Raw genomic sequence first — 19,628 nt, forward strand, 5'->3', positions numbered from 1 at the left:
GTTTCGATGAGACCTTGAAGTCAGCTCGAAGCCTTCGCCTTACCCGCATTCATCAGCACGACCACCGCCAGCAGCGCCGACAGGATCGAACCCAGCAACACACCGACCTTCACCGAATCGACCAAATGCGGCGCGCCCGGAAAGGCCAGTGCGCCAATGAACAGGCTCATGGTGAAGCCGATCCCGCAGAGCAGGGCGACGCCGTACAGTTGCAGCCAGCTCGCGCCTTGCGGCAGTTGCGCCAGACCACTGCGAATCGCCAGGGCGCCGAGGCCGAGGATGCCGATCTGCTTGCCGAACAACAGGCCCAACGCGACGCCCAGCGGCACCGGCTCAAGCAGGTTGCTCGGGGAAATGCCGCTCAATGACACGCCCGCGTTGGCGAAGCCGAAGATCGGCACCACGGCGAACGCCACCCACGGATGCATTTTTTCTTCGAGGTAGAGCAGCGGCGAGTTGTGCTCGTCTTCCGGGTTACCCAGCGGAATGCACAGGGCCAGAATCACCCCGGCGAGGGTCGCGTGGATCCCCGATTGCAGCATGAAGAACCACAGCAGGGCGCCAGCGATCAGGTACGGCCACAGCTTTCTGACGCCGCAGCGGTTGAGGATCACCAGCAATGCGATCACCGCCAACGAGGCCAACAGCATGCTTATCGACAGGCCGCTGGTGTAGAAAATCGCGATGATCACCACTGCACCCAGATCATCAAGAATGGCCAGCGCGGAGAGGAAAATTTTCAGCGACACTGGCACCCGTTTGCCCAGCAGCGACAGTACGCCCAGAGCGAAAGCAATGTCGGTGGCTGCGGGGATCGCCCAGCCGCTGAGGGTCTGCGGATTGCCCCAGTTGATCGCGACGTAGATCAGGGCGGGCACCAGCATCCCGCCCAGTGCGGCAAAGCCCGGCAGCGCGCGCTGCCCCCAGGTCGACAACTGACCGGCGAGCATTTCTCGCTTGATCTCCAGGCCCACCAGCATGAAGAAGATCGCCATCAGGCCATCATTCACCCAATGTTCGATCGACAGCCCAGCGACTTTGATGTGCAGGGTCGAGAAGTAGGTGGTCGCCCAAGGCGAGTTGGCGACCAGCAGCGCGGCGAGGGCGGCGGCCATCAGGATCAGGCCACCGGCGGACTCGGCGGCGAAAAATCGGGAAAGAAAGGCCAAAGCAGACGGCGACTGCTGACGGGCAGGGGCAGCCTGCAGGCGTGACGGATCGTGGCTCATAGGCACGGGAACTCCGCGCGGCGGCCCGACCTGCGCTGAATTAAACCTGCCCTGCCGCGTTGTTGCGGTGGCACCCGGGCGGCATTTTACACAATAGGTGGGAGAAGGCGCGTTTTTACTGACGATTACCCTTGAATCGAGCGTCTCCAAGGAATGAATTGCCGGGCTTAATAGGAAGCATTACTATTCACGCCTCTTTCCCCCAGCACGCTGTCATGAACCCCATGCTGCCCCGCAGACCCGGCTTTTTCGAGCATTACGAAGAGTTGATCGGCACCTGGACCCGGCGCCTGCGCAATCGCGCGCAGGCCGAGGATCTGGCGCACGACACCTTTGTGCGGGTGCTCGAATCCGATTCGGCAGCGGTGCAGCAGCCACGGGCGTATCTGCACCAGACCGCACGCAATATCGCGGTCGACGGTTATCGGCGTGAGGATCGGCGGGAAGCCATGGAGTCGCAGGCGATCGATCACAGTGTGTCGTCAACCGGCGACCCGGAGCATTACATGCAGGCGATCCAGTTGGCCGACTCCATCGAACGGGCGCTGCAGGAACTGCCGCTCAATTGCCGGAGGATTTTCGTCTGGCAGAAGATCGAAGGGCTGACTCAGGCAGAAATCGCCGAACGCCTGGGACTGTCCAGGAACATGGTCGAAAAATATATGATTCGCACCCTGCGGCACCTGCGCGACCGTCTCGATGGCATGCAGTCATGAGCGGCCGCCGCTTTTCATCCCCAGCCCGACAGGACATTCCATGATGGATACCCGTGATTGCGCGTGCGGGCAAACAACGGTGCGCGATGAGGCGGCACGCTGGTTTGTGCGTTTGCAGGAACCGCTGATCAGTGCCGACGAGCAGCAGCGCTTCGACGCCTGGCTGAACCAGCATCCGCAGCACCGTGATGAATTCCAGTTGCTGCAAGGTCTGTGGACCGCCGCCGATCTGTTACCGTCGCCACGCCTCAAGGCGCTTGTTGAAACACCGTCAACCCGCCGCGAGCGACGTCCTTTACTGCGTTATGCCGTGGCCGCCAGCGTGTTGGCGGTGGCGCTCGGGCTCGGTCTGTTCAGTGGTTTGAATCATCCGGGCGGCTATCACGCCGAGTTCGCCACGGCGCTGGGCGAACGCAAGCATGTGGCGTTGCCGGACGGTTCAGTGATTGATCTGAACAGCCGCAGCCGTCTGCAGGTGCGTTTTGAGCAGGATCGGCGCCTCATCGAATTGAGTGAAGGTGAAGCGATGTTCAGCGTTCAGCACGACACCGCGCGACCGTTCGTGGTCGAGACCGGTAGTGGCAAGGTCACGGTCACCGGGACCCGTTTCGATGTGCGCCGCGATGCCACGCAAACCCGGGTTGCGGTGGAGCAGGGCACGGTCAAGGTGCAGGGGCGCAATGCACCGGACAATGCTTTCATCAACCTGACCGCAGGCTTCGGCACCCATGTCGACGCCGAGGGCAAAGTCGCTGCGGCCTATGCGGTCAACCCCGTCGAACTGACGGCATGGCGCAGCGGCAGACTGGTGTTCAACAACGCCAGCCTCAGCGAAGTGGTGGCGGAGGTTTCGCGTTATCGCGACAAACCGCTGAAGGTCGCCAACACGACGGTGGCCAACCTGCGCCTGACCAGCGTGTTCAAATCCGACAATACCGACGCCTTGCTCAAGGCCCTGCCAAACATCCTGCCGGTGGCCGTACGCACCCTGGCCGATGGCAGTCAGGAAATAATTTCCAAATAACATTCAGGTTTTTTTCGAGTTCATCGTCTTCCTGTTCAACTGCAACTGGTTTGCATTAACAGACGCACACTCTTGCGATCCACAGGACTACGTTCGACGTGAAAAACACCTCAGCCCACAACAAAAAATCCCCTTGGCTGCCGCTGGCTCTCGCGCTGGCGGTCAATGCCGCCGTACCGCTGGCCTTCGCCGCTGAAGCCATTCACATCCGCGCCCAGCCGCTGGGCCAGGCCCTGAGCGAACTCGGCCAGCAAACTTCGCTGCAGGTTTTCTTCAGCCCGGAGCTGGTTGCTGGCAAACAGGCACCGGCGGTCGACGGCAACCTTTCTCCCGAGCAGGCGCTGCGTCAGTTGTTGCAGGGCAGCGGCCTGGAGTATCAGATCAATGAGGGCTCGGTGACCCTTGCACCGGCCGCGACCGCTGCCAGCAATGGCCCGCTGGAACTGGGTGTGACCGACATCAAAGTGGTCGGCGACTGGCTCGGTGACGCTGATGCCGCAGTGGTGCAGAACCACCCGGGTGCGCGTACGGTGATCCGCCGCGAAGCCATGGTCGAGCAGGGCGCGATGAACGTCAGTGATGTGCTCAAGCGCGTGCCCGGCGTGCAGGTGCAGGACTCCAACGGCACCGGCGGCAGCGACATCGCGCTGAACGTTGGCGTGCGTGGTCTGACTTCACGACTGTCGCCACGCTCCACGGTGTTGATCGACGGCGTGCCGGCCGCGTTCGCACCGTATGGCCAGCCGCAACTGTCGATGGCACCGATCTCTTCCGGCAATCTCGACAGCATCGATGTGGTGCGTGGCGCCGGTTCCGTGCGTTATGGGCCGCAGAACGTCGGCGGCGTGATCAACTTCGTCACCCGCGCCATCCCGGAAAAAGCCACCGGGGAAATCGGCACCACCCTGGAAACCTCCCGTTACGGCGGCTGGAAACACATCGACACGGCGTTCCTCGGCGGCACCGCCGACAATGGCATGGGTGTGGCGTTGTTGTATTCCGGGGTCAACGGCAACGGTTACCGCGAGCGCAACAACGGTAACGACATCGACGATGTGCTGCTCAAGACGCACTGGGCGCCGACCGATCAGGACGATTTCAGCCTCAACTTCCATTACTACGACGCCAGCGCCAACATGCCCGGCGGTCTGACGCAGAAACAGTACGACGACAAGCCGTACGACTCGGTGCGCGATTACGACAACTTCAGCGGTCGGCGCAAGGACGTATCGTTCAAGTGGATTCGCCAGATCGACGAGCGTACCCAGGCAGAAATCCTGACCTATTACACCGACAGCTTTCGCGGCAGCACCATCGCCGCCCGCGACCAGAAAACCCTCAGTTCGTACCCGCGTTCCTACTACACCCTCGGTGTCGAGCCGCGTGTGTCGCGGGTGTTTGATGTCGGCCCGACCACTCAGGAAGTCAGCGTCGGTTATCGCTACCTGAAAGAGGCGATGCACGAGCAGTCGAGCCGTCTGGCGCTGGTCAACAATCAGCCGGTGGTCACCCCGACCTCCGATGGCCATGTGTTCCAGGACCGCACCGGTGGCACCGAAGCCAACTCGGTGTACGTCGACAACAAGATCGACGTCGGCAACTGGACCATCACCCCGGGCATTCGCTTCGAACACATCAGCACCGACTGGCATGACCGCGCCGTGCTCGACACCGCAGGCAAGCGCGTGCCGGAGAAAAACCGCAGCATCGAAAGCAACGAACCGCTGCCGGCACTGAGCGTGATGTATCACCTGTCGGATGCATGGAAACTGTTCGCCAACTACGAAACCTCGTTTGGCAGCCTGCAGTATTTCCAGCTCGGCCAGGGCGGCTCGGGTGACCAGACCGCCAACGGCCTGGAGCCGGAAAAGGCCAAGACCTACGAGATCGGCACACGCTACAACGATGATGTGTGGGGCGGGGAAGTGACGCTGTTCTACATCGACTTCGATGACGAACTGCAATACATCAGCAACGATGTCGGCTGGACCAACCTCGGCGCGACCAAGCATCAGGGCATCGAAGCGTCGGTGCATTACGACATGGCCGCGCTCGATCCACGCCTTGACGGGCTGACCGCCAACGCTGGTTTCACTTACACCCGCGCGACCTACGAGGGTGAGATTCCGGGCTTCAAGGGCCGTGATCTGCCGTTCTATTCGCGGCAGGTGGCGACCGTGGGGCTGCGTTACGACATCAACCGCTGGACCTACAACATCGACGGTTTCGCCCAGTCCAAACAGCGCGCCCCTGGCACCGGCATGAACGCCGACGGCAGCTTCAACGGCAATTACATCACCGAAGGCTCGGCAGACGGGCAGTACGGCGATATTCCCGGCTACATGACGTGGAACGTGCGCGGCGGGTATGACTTCGGGCCGCAGGTGTCGAACCTGAAGCTCGGCGCCGGGGTGAAAAACGTCTTCGACAAGCAGTATTTCACCCGTTCCAGCGACAACAACTCGGGGATGTATGTCGGTGCGCCACGCACATTCTTTGTACAGGCCAGTGTCGGTTTCTGATAACGCCTGACCCTGTGGCGAGGGAGCTTGCTGCCGCTGGACTGCGCAGCAGGCCCGATTTTTTCGGGGCGCTCCGCAACCCGGCGGGAGCAAGCTCCCTCGCCACAATGATGGGGTTCAGACCTTGAGGACTTTGCCGCCGATGGCGACGGCCACCAACAGCAGCGCCATCAACCCGAAGGCAAAACTCAGACTGCTGGCATGCGCGACAAAGCCGATCACCGCCGGTCCCGCCAGAATCCCTGCGTAGCCCAGGGTGGTAATGGCTGGCACCGCGATGCTCTCCGGCATCACCGTCTGCTTGCCCACCGCCGTGTACAGCACGGGCACGATGTTCGAACAACCCGCACCCACCAGTGCGTAACCGACCAATGCCGCTTCCCAGCTCGGCGCGAATGTCGCGAGAAACAGACCTGCAGCTGCCAACAGACCACCAAACAGAATGATCCGCGTTGCACCGACAGTCCGCACGATCCGGTCACCCATCAAACGTCCGGCCGTCATGGTCAATGCAAACGCCGCATAACCCAATCCCGCGTACGCCGTGTCGATCCCGCGCTCCTGCGCAAGAAACACCGCACTCCAGTCCAGCGCCGCGCCTTCGGTGAGGAACACGATGAAGCACATGCCGCCGATGAACAGCACAATGCCGTGGGGAATGGCGAAGGCGGGTCCCGAGCTTTCACTGCCGTACGGCAACATGTGCGGTACACACTTGAACAGCGCGCCGGCCAACACCGCTACCACTACCAGCATCGCTGCCAGCGGCGTCAGACCGAGGCCGAGCAGGGCACTGACCCCCGCTGCGCCGACAATCCCGCCAAGGCTGAACAGGCCATGAAAGCCCGACATCATGTGCTTGCCGCTGGCCCTTTCGACGATCACCGCTTGCAGGTTGACGGTCGAATCCACCGTGCCCAGACCGGCACCGAACATGAACAGCGTGGCGATCAGCGCCGGAACCGACGATACCGTCGCCAGCAACGGCAGCGCCGCGCAGATCAGCAGGGTGCCGCCGGTGGCGACTTTGCGGCAGCCGAAGCGCGTGGCGAGAATCCCCGCCAGTGGCATTGCGAGAATCGAGCCGACGCCGAGGCATAACAGCAGCAGGCCCAACGTACCTTCGTCGAGCCCGGCGCGGGCCTTGGCGTACGGCACCAATGGCGCCCACGCGGCAATGCCCAGGCCGGCGATGAAGAAAGCGATGCGCGTCGACATCTGCTGCAGGCGTCCGGGGACAAAAGTGTCTTGGGGGTTGAGGCTGGTCATATCGATCCTTGGCAAAAAACGTCGCGTCCCCCGAATGACAGTCATCGCGCGGCGAGGTTCGATCGCAGGTCTCGGGGCGGGGCAGCCGACATCCTAACCTGTAGGCATGAGACTGTTCGCGATAGCGGTGGATCAGGCAATGAACAGGGCGCCTGACAGCCCGTTATCGCGAGCAGGCTCACGCCGACAGGGGATCGCGGTTTAAAGTGAGTGCTTCCACAAGACGAACAGGGGCGGTGATGACGCAGTTCTACGATGCGCGGGGCAATATATACGGGGTGATTTCGCCGCAGGCACTTCGTGAGTCGGGGATCGATTTGCCGATGGGAGCCGCGCAGTGTGCGGTGTCGAGACCGTCCTGGAGTCAGGCGGCCATTGCCCTGTGTTGCGACTGGCCCGAGGGCCAGCGTCCGGTGGGGAGCAAGTCGCACCGCAGCGACGGTCTGTTGATCGGCCCGTTCCAGTCAGCGCCGCCGTTCGACGTGCTGATCGTCAACACTGACGGCACCTTGGCCGAGCGCAGTGGCAATGGCCTGACAATTTTTTCCCAGTCGTTGCTGGAGCAAGGGCTGATGCCGCCGGAAGGGGCGTCGCTGCGAGTGCATCACGACAAGGGTGTTGCCGTGGAAACCTCGGTGAAACCGGCCGTAGTCGAAGGCGTGAACGGTTTCTGGCTGGACCTTGGTCAACCGGGCTTCGGGCCTTCAGCGGTGGGTGCGCAGCAGGTTGAAAAGTGCATGTTCAATGGTCATGAGGTGAGCCACGTAGCACCGTTGGCACAACTCGATTCCGCGTGGCAGCACAGTCAGTTCGTGCGCATCGGCAATCCGCATTGCGTAACGTTGTTGACCGACATCGCCGAATTGCCGAACAACTCACAAATGCGCCAATCGCCATGGGCCGAAGGCCTGACCCGAATCGCCTACGCGATGCCGACGGGCGCCGGCCAGCCATGCCCGGCGGGCGTCAATCTGCAATGGGCCGCGCTTGAGTCAGCGCAGCGCATCGTCGCCCGAGTGTTCGAGCGTGGTGAAGGACCGACGGCGTCTTCCGGCACCAGCGCCAGTGCAGTGGCCTGTGCCGCATGGGCAGTGGGTTGGGTGGCGAGCGGGGAGGTGCACGTCGTCATGCCGGGCGGGACGGCGCCGGTGTTGCTTGAAGAAGAGCGGGGCGAATTGATGCGGGTCAGGTTGTTTGGCACGGCTCGCTTGATCGGTTGAAGCGGTGATTGCCTTCGCTGGCAAGCCAGCTCCCACAGGGCAATGCATAGCCATGCAGGATCGCGAGCATTCTGTAGGAGCTGCCGCAGGCTGCGATCTTTTGATCTTGTTTTTAGAATCAAAAACAAAGATCGCAGCCTGCGGCAGCTCCTACAGGAAATGGCGGTCAATCAAGAGGGCTGCTGAACTCCACCACCGGCATTTTTCGCTGCATCAGCACTTTTCCGTCACGAATCGAATACAGCGGCAGCCCCTGGCTGCGGATCACTTCGTAATCGCTGTCCGCCGACAGAATCAGCAGGTTGGCCGGGCGCCCCTGTTCCAGTCCATAACGTTCGCCCAGATGCATGGCTTTGGCGCTGTTGTCGGTGACCAGGTCCAGCGCATTCTGCAGATTCCGGTAGCCGAGCATATGGCAGATGTGCAACCCGGCTTCGAGTACGCGCAGGATGTTGCCATTGCCCAGCGGGTACCACGGATCGACGATTGAATCCTGGCCAAAACACACGTTCATCCCGGCCTCCAGCAGCTCGTTGACCCGGGTCACGCCCCGGCGTTTCGGGAAGTTGTCGAAACGCCCCTGCAAGTGAATGCTTTCGGTCGGGCACGAGACGAAACTGATCCCGGAATGACCGAGCAAACGGAACAATTTCGCGCAGTAAGCGTTGTCGTAAGAGCCCATCGCCGTGGTGTGGCTGGCCGTGACCCGCGCGCCCATGTCGCGGCTGCGGGCCTCTTCGGCGAGTACCTCAAGAAAGCGCGAATGGGGGTCATCGGTTTCGTCGCAATGCACATCGACCAGGCAACCGGTGCGTTCGGCCAGGTCCATCAGAAACTTCACCGAACTGACGCCCTGATCGCGGGTGTACTCGAAATGCGGAATGCCGCCAACCACATCGGCGCCCATGCGAATCGCTTCTTCCATCAGCTCGCGACCGTTGCGGTACGACTCGATGCCTTCCTGTGGGAACGCGACGATTTGCAGGTCGATCAGATGCCGGGTTTCTTCGCGCACTTCGAGCATCGCCTTGAGCGCGGTGAGCTGCGGGTCGGTGACGTCGACGTGGGTGCGCACGTGCTGAATGCCGTGAGCGGCCAAGGCTTGAATGGTCTTCCTGGCGCGGGTTTTGGTGTCTTCTTCGGTGATGGTGACCTTGCGTTCGCCCCAGCACTCGATGCCTTCAAACAGTGTGCCACTCATGTTCCAGCGCGGCTCCCCGGCCGTCAGCGTGGCGTCGAGGTGGATGTGTGGCTCGACAAAGGGCGGCACCACCAGATTGCCGCCGGCGTCGAGGTCGCCGGGGTTGAGGCTCGGGGCTTCGGTCTGGCGGCCGATGCTGCGGATCAGGCCGTCTTCCAGGTGCAATTCGTGCAAACCTTCCTGGTTGCGCAGCCGGGCGTTGATGATATGCATCAGGCGAATCCTTCTTATAGGTCTGGTAGTGGCGCACTGGCGCGACGGGCGCCGAGCAGGCCGGTAACGATGACATACGTTAGCGCGGCGGCGGCAATCCCTACCAGCGGTGCGACCCACGGCGAGTGGAACGCGGCGAGCGTACCGACCGCGTAAGCCCCCAGCCCCGGCCAGTTGAACGCCGGCAGCCGTGTGTCGGCCAGACGCGGATAGCGCCCGCGCCAGCGGAAGAAAAAGTCGGCCATGATCACCCCGCCAATCGGTGGAATCACCGTGCCCAGCAGGATCAGGTACGGCACCAGCATGTCGTACATGCCCAGCAGCGCGAGCAGGGTGCCGATCACCGCGCCGGCCAGGGTCACAGTCTTGCGCCGCCCGGTGCGCAGCAGGTTGCAACCGGCGACGGCGAAGTTATAGATGGTGTTGTCCTGGGTGCTCCAGATATTCAGCAAGAGCATGGCCATTGCGGCCATGGCGAAGCCTTGCAGCAGCAACACTTCAACCACGTCGGGCTGCTGATAGACGATTGCGCCGTAGGCACCAATCAGCACCATCAGGCCATTGCCGATGAAAAATCCGATCAGGCTCGCCAGCACGGCAACCCGTGCCGAGCGCGAGAAACGTGTCCAGTTGGTAGCCTGCGTCGCGCCGCTGACGAAGGTGCCGAACACCAGCGTGATCGCGGTCGACCAGTCCAGCGAACCGCTCGGCACCACCGCCAGCAAACCATCGAGGCCACCGACTTTCACGGTCGCCACCCACATCGACAGCATCAGCAGCAGCATCATCGCCGGCACCGCGATGTACGAGAGGATCTCCAGGCCGCGATAACCGACATACGCCGTGGCGCAGAACACCAGGCCGAACAGCACCATCAGGCCCAGCACCGTGCCTTGCTCCAGCGCGAAGTATTTGCCAATCACCACCGCGGCGGTTGCAGTGCCCCAGGCGTACCAGCCGATCTGGGTAAATCCCAGGATCAGGTCACTGAGTTTGCTGCCGACCTCACCAAAACAGAAACGCCCCATCAGCACCGAATTAAGCCCGCTCTTGAAGGCGATATAACCCAGCCCCGCCGCGTACAGCCCGAGCAGCAGGTTACCGACGATGATCACCGCCATCATCTCGCCAAAATTGAAGGCCACGCCGAGCTTGCCGCCGGCAAACATGGTTGCGGTGAAAAATGTGAATCCCAGTAACACCATGGCGGTCGAGGCCAGGCCTTTTCGCGCATGCATCGGGACTTCGCTGAGGGGGTAGTCGTTGCCGGGATCGTTCTGCGTCATGGGGCGTTCCTTGCTGAAGAGGGGGGGACGCGAAGCAGGTTGCAGTGGTCGTGCCAAATCCGGTTGGCGCGGGTTATGTATAGACGAGACACGTGGATTGGCGCGAAAGCGGTGCAACTGAATGCACCCGGGCCCAATGTGGGAGCGAGCCTGCTCGCTAAGGCGGCGTGTCAGGCGACATCTGCAATGGCTGATATTCCGCTTTCGCGAGCAGGCTCGCTCCCACAAGGGCTGGGTGTTGGGTCAGAGGAATCTGAGCAGGGCGGCGATGACCGCTTCCGGGGCGTTTTCCTGGACAAGGTGTCCTCTTGGCGGGTTTGAGCCAAAAAGCATAGGCATAAAAAAACAGCCGCGAAGGCTGTTTTCTATTTCCCTGACAACACACTCTTCCCTGTAGGAGCTGCCGCAGGCTGCGATCTTTTGATCTTGTTTTTAAAGATCAAGATCAAAAGATCGCAGCCTGCGGCAGCTCCTGCAGGGGGATTTGTGTTCAATCATTCACCGCGATAGATGCAACCGCTGGTGCAGGTCTCGTGAATGCGGATCGCGCTGAGTTCCGGCAGCAGAGGCTTCATTTCATTCCAGATGAATTTGGCCAGCACTTCGCTGGTCGGGTTTTCCAGGCCAGGAATGTCGTTCAGGTAGTTGTGATCCAGACGCTCGTACAGCGGCTTGAAAATCGCCTTGATCTCGGAGAAATCGCGGATCCAGCCGGTGTGCGGATCGAGGTCGCCGCTCAGGTGAATCGCCACCTTGAACGAGTGGCCGTGCAGGCGTCCGCACTTGTGGCCGTCCGGGACGTGCGGCAGGCGGTGGGCGGATTCGAAAGTAAATTCCTTGAAGATTTCCACAGTATTTTCGGCTCTGTTCAGGTGGCGTTCGCCGCAGCGATTCGGGCAGGCGGCGAGTTTACCAGCTTGTGTTTGGCGATGCGGGAAAACACTGACTAAAGGGTCAGCAAGCGCTCGGCGAGGCGACCGCTGGCGGTCAATTCGAGAAACTCGTCGCCCAGGCGGCGGCTTTCGTCCATCGCCGCGTGCCAGTATTTCTGCCGGCTCGGCGCATCGCCCATGAAGCGCTTGAAGTCGTTACGATCCGGCAGTTTGCCGTAGGGCAGGCGCGCCAGATAGTCCTTCGAAGGCGCCAGTAACAGCACGTCCTGCAAGCGCTCGACCGAGGCGCGGCGCCAAGGCAGGGTCTTGTCGAACCAACCCGGGATCACCCGGTCGGTGAAGTGTGGATAGAGCACGATGCCATCGCCGCTGTAGGGCAGGTCGAGGTGATAATCGAGCAGACCGCCATCGCGGAAGGTGCCGGCACCGGCACCCGGCAGGTCGCGCACGCCTTCCATGACCATCGGGATCGAACCGGACGCCAGCAGCGCCTGGCGCAGGTTGCCCGCATTGAGAGCGACGAAGCGCGACGGAAAGTCATTCAACGCATTCACCGGTGGGGCGAGGCGCGGGTCGTGAACGATCAGGCGCTCGAAGTGCCGCGACAGCCGTGCGCGACCGCGCAGGTTATCGGCGATCACCGAGCCCAGCGCCAGGCCGAGGCGTCCGCGGTGATCATCGGCCAGGCGCCCGTGGCTTTTCACGACCATGATGTTCAGGCGGTAGTCGGCATTGTTGAGGATGCTGGCGTCGCGGCCGTCGAGCAGGTCATTGAGCATGCGCTGCGAGCTCGCGCTGATCTCGGCCATGGTCACGCCTTTGTTGAAATTCTGCTCGGCGTACAACTGACCGAGGCGGCGGATGCCTTCAGCGGCGTCCGGCAGGCAGGCGCTGGCGAAGCGCCAGGAACCGACCGAGGCACCGATCAGCGAGCGCTCACGCGGCGCGCTCGGCAGCCATTCGCCGAACAACGCCAGGTCCAGCCCCTGAATCCCCAGCGCCTTCGGCCCTCCGGCCGCACCGGGCAGGGTGCCGACGTCGGCGGCGTTCAGGCCTTCGGCACGAATGCGCGCCATGGCCCGAGGGCCGGCCTTGAGGGTGAGGGCGGGGAACTTGATGTGAATGGCAGTCATACCGGTCTCGATCGTTAGCACGCGAACAATTATAAGCACATGTTACCGATCTCTGTAGGAGCTGCCGCAGGCTGCGATCTTTTGATTTTTAAAGGCAAGATCAAAGATCGCAGCCTGCGGCAGCTCCTTCAGGGGCAATGATGGCAATTCAGTTTCAGTTAAGTTGATCCCGCTAAGGTGCTCACCGTAGCTGCACATAAAAATACGGAGACATCCATGAAAACCCTGACTGCCCTGTCCATTGCCGCGATCATCGGTCTGACCGCCAGCCTCGCCCATGCCCGCGATCTTGGCCCCGACGAAGCCCTGCGCCTGCGCGACGCTGGTACTATCGTCTCCTTCGAGAAGCTCAACGCCACGGCGCTGACCAGACATCCGGGGTCGACCATCACCGATACCGAGCTGGAAGAGCAGTACGGCAAGTACGTCTACCAGGTCGAAATGCGTGATCCACAAGGGCTGGAGTGGGATCTGGAATTAGACGCGGTGACTGGGCAGGTTCTCAAGGATCATCAGGATACGTAATGAAGGTTAATGTTCGCGCCACCAGCCGCACGGCGTTGGCGCTTGTGATTGTTTGCTCGGCGGCGATGGCCCGCGATCTCGATCAGGACGAGGCGCTGCGGCTGCGGCAGCAGGGGGTGATCCTGCCGCTGGAGCAGGTGCTGCAACAGGCGCTGGATCGCTACCCCGGCGCGAAACTGCTGGAAGTCGAGCTGGAGGAAAAGCACGACGTCTACGTGTATGAAGTCGAGCTGCTGACCGTCGAGGGCGTGGCGCGCGAGCTGCACCTGAAGGCCGATACTGGCGAATTAGTTAAAGACAAGGAAGATTGACCGATGCGTTTGCTTCTGGTGGAAGACCACGTGCCGCTGGCTGACGAATTGATCGCCGGCTTGCAGCGCCAAGGCTACGCGGTGGACTGGCTGGCGGACGGACGCGATGCGGTGTATCAGGGCAGCAGCGAGCCGTATGACCTGATCATTCTCGACCTTGGTCTGCCTGGCGTTCCCGGGCTGGAGGTGCTGGCGCAATGGCGCGCCGGTGGCCTGTCGACTCCGGTGCTGATCCTTACCGCCCGCGATTCCTGGGCCGAGCGCATCGAAGGCCTGAAGGCCGGCGCCGATGATTACCTGACCAAACCGTTTCACCCTGAAGAGCTGCACCTGCGCGTGCAGTCGTTGCTGCGCCGCTCCAAGGGCCAGGCCAACCAGCCGACGCTCAAGGCCGCCGGCCTGCATCTGGACGAAGGTCGCCAGTGCGTGATTCGTGACGGCAGCGAGATTCAGCTGACCGCCGCCGAATTCCGCCTGCTGCGTTATTTCATGCTGCACCCGGAACAGATCCTGTCGAAAACCCACCTCGCCGAGCACCTCTACGACGGCGAGACCGAGCGTGACTCCAACGTCCTCGAAGTCCACGTCAACCACCTGCGGCGCAAGCTCGGCAAATCGGTGATCGAAACCCGTCGCGGCCAGGGTTACCTGTTCGGCGGGCAGGCTTCGTGAGGTCGATCCAGCGCCGTTTGAGCCTGGGTTTGATCAGCGTGATGGTGATCGTCGGCCTGGTACTGGCGCAAACCAGCCTGTGGTTGTTCGAAGTCGGTTTGCAGCGTTATCTCGAAGCCGGCCTGCGCAACGACAGCGAAAGCCTGCTGGTGGCGCTGGTGCGTGGCCCGCAAGGTTTGCAACTGGATGAGCGGCACCTGTCGCCGGCCTATCAGCGACCGTTTTCCGGGCATTACTTCCGCATCGATTTTGCCGACAGCCACTGGCGCTCGCGTTCGCTGTGGGATCAGGATCTGCCACTGCTGGAGCACCCGGGTTTGCACAGCAATTTGCAACTGGGGCCGGACGGTCAGCAGTTGCTGGTGTTGCGTTCGGATTATCGGCGTTTGGGGCAGTCAATCTCCATCAGCGTCGCCCAGGATTACACCCCGGTGCGCGAGAGTTTCCAGCGTATGCGCCAGATCGGCCTCGGGCTGGGCCTGGCCGGCTTGCTGCTGATTCTGCTGCTGCAACGGTTGACGGTGCGTCGCGCGCTCAAGCCGCTGGAACGCGCGCGCGAGCAGATCGCCCAGTTGCAACAGGGCCAGCGCTCGCAACTGGACGATCAGGTGCCGGTCGAGCTCGAGCCGTTGGTGGCGCAGATCAACCATTTGCTGGCGCACACCGAAGACAGTCTCAAGCGCTCGCGCAATGCGTTGGGCAATCTGGGACATGCGCTGAAGACCCCGCTGGCGGTGCTGCTGAGTCTGGCTTCGAACGAAAAACTCGACGCCCATCCGGAGCTGCGCAAGATCCTCAAGGAGCAACTGGAGCAAGTGCAGCAGCGGCTCAATCGTGAACTCAATCGCGCGCGTTTATCCGGTGATGCACTGCCCGGCGCGCTGTTTGATTGTGATGCGGAACTGCCGGGGCTGCTGGCGACGTTGAACATGATTCACGGCGAGCATCTGACGTTGAGCTACGTCGCGCCGCCGGGGCTGCTATTGCCTTGGGATCGCGAGGATTTGCTGGAGCTGCTCGGCAACCTGTTGGACAACGCCTGCAAATGGGCGGATGCCGAGGTGCGGCTGAGCGTGATCGAACGAGCGGACGGCTTCGCCCTGAGCGTGGAAGACGATGGCCCGGGGATTCCCGAAGAACAGCGCACTCAGGTGTTCAGCCGTGGCACGCGGCTCGACGAGCAGACTGACGGGCATGGTCTGGGGCTGGGGATTGTCCGGGATATTGTCGAGACGTGGGGCGGGTTGCTGGTGCTGGGCGAGAGCGAGTGGGGCGGGTTGAAGGTGGTGATCGAGTTGCCCAAACGCTAACCCCGGTTCCCCACAAACCCCCTGTAGGAGCTGCCGAAGGCTGCGATCTTTTGATCTTGGTTTTTAAAAAATCAAAGTCAAAAGATCGCAGCCTTCGGCAGCTCCTACAGGCGAGGGTGATGCAGTCAGACCCGGAACTGATCCATCAGACTCTGCTGCTGATTCGCCAGGCTGTTCAGCGACTGGCTGACCCGCGCCGACTCATTGGCCTGTCCGGACAGCGACTCGGTGACGTCGCGAATGGTCGCCACGTTGTTGTTGATCTCCTCGGCCACCGCGCTCTGTTCTTCCGCCGCGCTGGCGATCTGCAGGTTCATGTCGCTGATCACCGTCACCGCATCACCGATCTGGCGCAGTGCGGTCACCGCTTGACCGACCTGCTCGACACTGCCCTGCGCCTGACGATGGCTGTTGCCCATCGAACCGACCACATCCTGGGTACCGGTCTGCAGTTGCTCGATCACCTGACGGGTTTCTTCCACCGACTCTTGCGTGCGGCGGGCGAGGTTGCGCACTTCGTCGGCGACTACGGCAAAACCGCGCCCGGCTTCACCGGCACGCGCCGCTTCGATTGCCGCGTTGAGCGCCAGCAGGTTGGTCTGTTCGGCGATGGCGCGGATGGTCTCCAGCACGGTACCGATCTTCTCGCTGTTGGCGGCCAGGCCTTCGACCTGCACCATCGCTGCGCTCATGTCGGCGGCGAGGGTGTCGATGCTCGCGGTGGTGCGGTCGATCACGGTCAGGCCCTGACGGGTGGCGCGGTCGGCGTCTTTGGCCGCTTCGGCGGCTTGCGCAGCACTGCGCGCTACATCCTGCGCGGTAGCGCTCATTTCGTGGGATGCGGTGGCGACCTGATCGACCTGACGGTATTGCTGCTCCATGCCGGCGCTGGTCTGAGTCGCGATGGCCGAGGACTGGTCGGCGGTGTTGCGCGCGTCCTGCACCGAGCGTTTCACTTCGGCGATGATCGGTTGCAACTTGTCGAGGAATTTGTTGAACCAGCCGGCCAATTGGCCGAGTTCATCTTTTTTGTCGTAGGCCAGGCGGCGGGTCAGATCGCCTTCGCCACTGGCAATGTCTTCAAGCATGTTGGCCACGCCGAGGATCGGTCTGGTCACACTGCGTGCCATCAGCCACACCAGCAACAGGCCGATCAGCGCCGCAAGCACGCCGAGGCTCAGTTCGATCAGGGTGCCGGAGTGGTTGCTCGCATCCAGTTGCTGCTTGAGTGCTTCGGCGCGGCTGACCAGCACCTTTTCCGGCACGTCGAGCAACACGCCCCACGACGGGCCGCCGGGGATCGGCTGGAACGGCGACAGCACTTTCAACTGGCCGTTGCTGTGCAGGCTGCTGACGCTGCTGCTGGCGCCGAGTTGACGCAGCAGTTCGGCGCCACTGACGGTGTCCACGGCATCCAGACGTTTGCTCAGCTTGCTGGCGTCCGGGCTGTAACCGGCGAGCAGGCCGGTGGGGCTGATGATGCTCACGGCGGTCTGGCCGTCGTAGAGTTTTTTGCTCGCGCCCTGACTGATCGCCTGCAGGCTGTTGAGATTGATGTCCACCGACAGCGAGGCGATGACTTTGCCGTTGACCATCAGCGGAAAGACGATGCTGGTCATCAGCACGTTCTGGCCGTCGATCACATAAAAGTACGGTTCGATCACGCACGGTTTGAGCGTGGTGCGCGGGCAGGTGAACCAGGCATTGGCCGCCTGACCGCTGGGGCCTGTGCTGGTGTCGGTCATGTCGCTTTCCGGCAGAGCCATCGAGGTGACTTTGCCGGGAGTCGGCTGCGACCAGTAGAGGGCGAAGCGGCCCTTGTCGTTGCTGCCCAGCTCGGCCTGACCGGCGAACAGCTCATCCTTGCCGTCCAGCGCGTTGGCTTCGAACACCAGCGACAGGCCGAGCAGGTCCGGATTGGCCTGCAGCGCGGACTTGACTTGGCGGGTCATGTCTTCGCGCAGGTCAAAAGCATCGAGGAAGCGCTTCTCGGCCTGCTCGCGCAGGAACAGCACCTGCCGCGAAAAACCGTGGCCATATTGATAGGCGTCCATGAACTGCTGGCGAATCCCGGCAGCCTGCACTTCGCCTTGCGATTCAATGCGCGCCTGGGCCGACTCGGTCAGCATCTCCATGCTCGAAGCCTTCACCAGCTCGGAGCTGTGCTCCATGCGGTACAGCGAAAGACCCACCAGCAGGGTCACGATGCCCGCCAGGCACAGGCCGGCGAGCAGGGTGATTTTCCATTGAATGGAAAGTTGTCTGAGCGACATGGAGACGTCCTTATTCGATAAATATCTGAGACTTTGCACTGTAACGGCCGCGTTTCGGCTTTCTTTATTGTTCAAGCGCAATATGACCGATTGCCGCATGCAACCAATCCCCTGTAGGAGCTGCCGAAGGCTGCGATCTTTTGATTTTGATTTTTAAAAACAAGATCAAAAGATCGCAGCCTTCGGCAGCTCCTACAGGGTGGTTCATCGGTTGTTGCATTCGGTTGCTTTGACACCATCGCCACTCTGCGGCACAGTGCGCGCCCTTCTAATAAGACCCTCTTTGCCAATCCGCCGGTTAACCGTTGGCGGACTCATCCTGTCTGGCGGTGATGATGTCATCGCCGTGTTTTTGAGGTAATGAAATGAATGCAGTGATTGCTGCGGTCGGCATCATGCTGATCCTCAGCCTGTCCCGTGTGCACGTGGTGATCGCCCTGATCGTCGGTGCGCTGGTCGGTGGTCTGACCGGTGGTTTGGGCATCGATGCCACGCTCAAGGCGTTCAACAGCGGTCTGGGTGGCGGCGCAACCGTGGCCTTGTCCTACGCATTGCTGGGTGCGTTCGCCGTGGCGATTGCCAAGTCCGGCCTGGCCCATGCGCTGGCCGACAAGGCGCTGGCGATGGTCGATCGGCAACACGCGACCGGGGGCGGCAACGTCAAATGGCTGCTGATCGGCCTGCTCTGGGTGGTGGCGATTGCCTCGCAGAACATTCTGCCGATCCACATTGCGTTCATTCCGTTGCTGGTGCCGCCACTGTTATATGTGTTGACCAAGCTGCAACTCGATCGCCGGTTGATCGCCTGCGTCATGACGTTTGGCCTGATCACTCCGTACATGTTCCTGCCGGTGGGCTTCGGCAACATCTTCCTCAATGAAATCCTGCTGGCCAACGTCGCGCGCAGCGGCGTCGACATCAGTGGCATCAACGTCACCCACGCCATGGGCATTCCGGCGCTGGGCATGCTGTTCGGCCTGGCCATGGCGTTCATCAGCTACCGCAAGAAGCGCGTCTATGATCTGCAGAAAATCGAGCAGGTCGAGCAAGTGGCCGTGCAGTACAACCCGCTGAGCCTGATGATCGCCGGTGTGGCGATTGCGGCGGCGTTCATTGTGCAACTGCTGTTGGACTCGATGATTATCGGGGCGCTGGTCGGTTTCCTGATTTTCTCGGTGTCCGGCATCGTCAAGTGGCGTGAGACCGATGACCTGTTCACCGAAGGCATGAAGATGATGGCGATGATCGGTTTCATCATGATTGCCGCGTCCGGGTTCGCCGAAGTGATGAAGGCCACCGGACAAGTGCAGACCCTGGTCGAATCGTCGGCGTCGTGGATCAATCACAGCAAGGGCATCGGCGCGCTGTTGATGTTGCTGGTGGGGCTGCTGGTGACCATGGGCATCGGTTCGTCGTTCTCCACCGTGCCGATTCTGGCGGCGATTTTCGTGCCGCTGTGCGTGCAACTGGGTTTCAGCCCGCTGGCGATTGTCTGCATCGTCGGCACCGCCGGAGCCCTGGGTGACGCCGGTTCGCCCGCCTCGGACTCGACGCTGGGCCCGACTTCCGGCCTGAACATCGACGGTCAGCATCACCACATCTGGGACACCGTGGTCCCGACCTTCCTGCACTACAACCTGCCGCTGCTGGCGTTCGGCTGGGTGGCGGCGATGGTCCTCTGATTAAAAGCTGAAGATCAAAAGATCGCAGCCTTCGGCAGCTCCTACATCAATATCTGTAGGAGCTGCCGAAGGCTGCGATCTTTTTTTGGGTTCAACTTTTGCTCGCGCGTGCCGTTAACGCCTTTAACCACGCCAATAAAACCAAAAGA

General features: G+C 61.7%; 16 protein-coding genes. 9 read left to right on the forward strand and 7 right to left on the reverse strand.

Annotation, left to right across the window (positions count from 1 at the left end; genetic code table 11):
* Positions 1 to 20: 20 nt before the first annotated feature.
* The gene (nhaA, locus tag GTQ41_RS09685) at positions 21 to 1,229 is read right to left on the reverse strand and encodes a Na+/H+ antiporter NhaA (protein WP_047295158.1); all 1,209 of its coding nucleotides are present in this window, start codon (positions 1,227 to 1,229) and stop codon (positions 21 to 23) included.
* A gap of 215 nt (positions 1,230 to 1,444) precedes the next feature.
* Between nhaA and GTQ41_RS09690 the strand changes: the two genes are divergently transcribed.
* The 3 genes from GTQ41_RS09690 to GTQ41_RS09700 all read left to right on the forward strand — a co-directional run bounded on the left by GTQ41_RS09690 (position 1,445) and on the right by GTQ41_RS09700 (position 5,491).
* A complete protein-coding gene (locus tag GTQ41_RS09690) occupies positions 1,445 to 1,945 on the forward strand; it encodes a sigma-70 family RNA polymerase sigma factor (RefSeq protein WP_047295156.1) in 501 nt (166 codons plus the stop codon).
* 40 nt (positions 1,946 to 1,985) lie between these two features.
* Complete coding sequence (locus tag GTQ41_RS09695) at positions 1,986 to 2,969, forward strand: FecR family protein (RefSeq protein ID WP_047295154.1); 984 nt, start codon at positions 1,986 to 1,988, stop codon at positions 2,967 to 2,969.
* 98 nt (positions 2,970 to 3,067) lie between these two features.
* A complete protein-coding gene (locus GTQ41_RS09700) occupies positions 3,068 to 5,491 on the forward strand; it encodes a TonB-dependent receptor (protein WP_047295152.1) in 2,424 nt (807 codons plus the stop codon).
* A 117-nt stretch (positions 5,492 to 5,608) separates the two neighbouring features.
* Here the strand turns inward: GTQ41_RS09700 and GTQ41_RS09705 are convergent, their stop codons facing one another.
* Positions 5,609 to 6,760: an MFS transporter gene (locus GTQ41_RS09705; RefSeq protein ID WP_047295150.1), complete on the reverse strand. Its 1,152-nt coding sequence runs from the start codon at positions 6,758 to 6,760 to the stop codon at positions 5,609 to 5,611.
* Between the two features lie 239 nt (positions 6,761 to 6,999).
* Here GTQ41_RS09705 and GTQ41_RS09710 point away from each other — a divergent pair, with 239 nt between their 5' ends.
* On the forward strand, positions 7,000 to 7,980 hold the full coding sequence (locus GTQ41_RS09710; RefSeq protein ID WP_047295148.1) for a DeoR family transcriptional regulator: 981 nt from the start codon (positions 7,000 to 7,002) through the stop codon (positions 7,978 to 7,980).
* 166 nt (positions 7,981 to 8,146) lie between these two features.
* Here the strand turns inward: GTQ41_RS09710 and codA are convergent, their stop codons facing one another.
* From codA to GTQ41_RS09730, 4 genes are all read right to left on the reverse strand, one after another.
* Positions 8,147 to 9,394, reverse strand: a complete 1,248-nt coding sequence (codA, locus tag GTQ41_RS09715) for a cytosine deaminase (RefSeq protein ID WP_047295146.1) — start codon at positions 9,392 to 9,394, stop codon at positions 8,147 to 8,149.
* A 14-nt stretch (positions 9,395 to 9,408) separates the two neighbouring features.
* Entirely contained in the window at positions 9,409 to 10,680 is a 1,272-nt protein-coding gene (codB, locus tag GTQ41_RS09720) for a cytosine permease (protein WP_047295144.1), read from the reverse strand.
* A 494-nt stretch (positions 10,681 to 11,174) separates the two neighbouring features.
* Positions 11,175 to 11,531 (reverse strand): 6-carboxytetrahydropterin synthase QueD, encoded by a 357-nt coding sequence (queD, locus tag GTQ41_RS09725; RefSeq protein WP_003223505.1) that lies wholly within the window; start codon positions 11,529 to 11,531, stop codon positions 11,175 to 11,177.
* Positions 11,532 to 11,626: 95 nt separating this feature from the next.
* A complete protein-coding gene (locus GTQ41_RS09730) occupies positions 11,627 to 12,706 on the reverse strand; it encodes a patatin-like phospholipase family protein (protein ID WP_047295142.1) in 1,080 nt (359 codons plus the stop codon).
* A 216-nt stretch (positions 12,707 to 12,922) separates the two neighbouring features.
* Between GTQ41_RS09730 and GTQ41_RS09735 the strand changes: the two genes are divergently transcribed.
* The 4 genes from GTQ41_RS09735 to GTQ41_RS09750 are packed head-to-tail and all read left to right on the forward strand — an operon-like array spanning position 12,923 to position 15,524.
* The gene (locus tag GTQ41_RS09735; RefSeq protein WP_041070839.1) at positions 12,923 to 13,231 is read left to right on the forward strand and encodes a PepSY domain-containing protein; all 309 of its coding nucleotides are present in this window, start codon (positions 12,923 to 12,925) and stop codon (positions 13,229 to 13,231) included.
* Positions 13,231 to 13,542: a PepSY domain-containing protein gene (locus GTQ41_RS09740; protein WP_041070842.1), complete on the forward strand. Its 312-nt coding sequence runs from the start codon at positions 13,231 to 13,233 to the stop codon at positions 13,540 to 13,542. Before GTQ41_RS09735 ends, GTQ41_RS09740 begins: the two co-directional genes overlap by 1 nt.
* A 3-nt stretch (positions 13,543 to 13,545) precedes the next feature.
* Positions 13,546 to 14,214, forward strand: a complete 669-nt coding sequence (locus GTQ41_RS09745; protein WP_041070845.1) for a response regulator transcription factor — start codon at positions 13,546 to 13,548, stop codon at positions 14,212 to 14,214.
* Positions 14,211 to 15,524: a sensor histidine kinase gene (locus GTQ41_RS09750; RefSeq protein WP_047295140.1), complete on the forward strand. Its 1,314-nt coding sequence runs from the start codon at positions 14,211 to 14,213 to the stop codon at positions 15,522 to 15,524. The genes GTQ41_RS09745 and GTQ41_RS09750 overlap by 4 nt, the downstream gene beginning before the upstream one ends.
* Positions 15,525 to 15,649: 125 nt before the next feature.
* Here GTQ41_RS09750 and GTQ41_RS09755 read toward each other — a convergent pair whose 3' ends face one another.
* Positions 15,650 to 17,797 carry a methyl-accepting chemotaxis protein gene (locus GTQ41_RS09755; RefSeq protein ID WP_047295138.1) on the reverse strand — a complete coding sequence of 716 codons (2,148 nt, stop codon included), beginning with the start codon at positions 17,795 to 17,797 and terminating at the stop codon, positions 15,650 to 15,652.
* Between the two features lie 365 nt (positions 17,798 to 18,162).
* Here GTQ41_RS09755 and GTQ41_RS09760 point away from each other — a divergent pair, with 365 nt between their 5' ends.
* Complete coding sequence (locus tag GTQ41_RS09760) at positions 18,163 to 19,479, forward strand: Na+/H+ antiporter family protein (protein WP_047295136.1); 1,317 nt, start codon at positions 18,163 to 18,165, stop codon at positions 19,477 to 19,479.
* The last annotated feature ends 149 nt before the right edge of the window (positions 19,480 to 19,628 follow it).

It is taken from the genome of Pseudomonas sp. AN-B15 (assembly GCF_019056475.1).
GTDB classification, from domain to species: Bacteria; Pseudomonadota; Gammaproteobacteria; order Pseudomonadales; family Pseudomonadaceae; genus Aquipseudomonas; species Aquipseudomonas parakoreensis.

Bases quoted from the DNA above. Each gene is read 5' to 3' on its own strand.
- nhaA (WP_047295158.1), bottom strand. From the start codon at position 1,229: ATGAGCCACGATCCGTCACGCCTGCAGGCTGCCCCTGCCCGTCAGCAG.
- GTQ41_RS09690 (WP_047295156.1), top strand. From the start codon at position 1,445: ATGAACCCCATGCTGCCCCGCAGACCCGGCTTTTTCGAGCATTACGAA.
- GTQ41_RS09695 (WP_047295154.1), top strand. From the start codon at position 1,986: ATGATGGATACCCGTGATTGCGCGTGCGGGCAAACAACGGTGCGCGAT.
- GTQ41_RS09705 (WP_047295150.1), bottom strand. From the start codon at position 6,760: ATGACCAGCCTCAACCCCCAAGACACTTTTGTCCCCGGACGCCTGCAG.
- GTQ41_RS09710 (WP_047295148.1), top strand. From the start codon at position 7,000: ATGACGCAGTTCTACGATGCGCGGGGCAATATATACGGGGTGATTTCG.
- codA (WP_047295146.1), bottom strand. From the start codon at position 9,394: ATGCATATCATCAACGCCCGGCTGCGCAACCAGGAAGGTTTGCACGAA.
- codB (WP_047295144.1), bottom strand. From the start codon at position 10,680: ATGACGCAGAACGATCCCGGCAACGACTACCCCCTCAGCGAAGTCCCG.
- GTQ41_RS09730 (WP_047295142.1), bottom strand. From the start codon at position 12,706: ATGACTGCCATTCACATCAAGTTCCCCGCCCTCACCCTCAAGGCCGGC.
- GTQ41_RS09735 (WP_041070839.1), top strand. From the start codon at position 12,923: ATGAAAACCCTGACTGCCCTGTCCATTGCCGCGATCATCGGTCTGACC.
- GTQ41_RS09740 (WP_041070842.1), top strand. From the start codon at position 13,231: ATGAAGGTTAATGTTCGCGCCACCAGCCGCACGGCGTTGGCGCTTGTG.
- GTQ41_RS09745 (WP_041070845.1), top strand. From the start codon at position 13,546: ATGCGTTTGCTTCTGGTGGAAGACCACGTGCCGCTGGCTGACGAATTG.
- GTQ41_RS09755 (WP_047295138.1), bottom strand. From the start codon at position 17,797: ATGTCGCTCAGACAACTTTCCATTCAATGGAAAATCACCCTGCTCGCC.
- GTQ41_RS09760 (WP_047295136.1), top strand. From the start codon at position 18,163: ATGAATGCAGTGATTGCTGCGGTCGGCATCATGCTGATCCTCAGCCTG.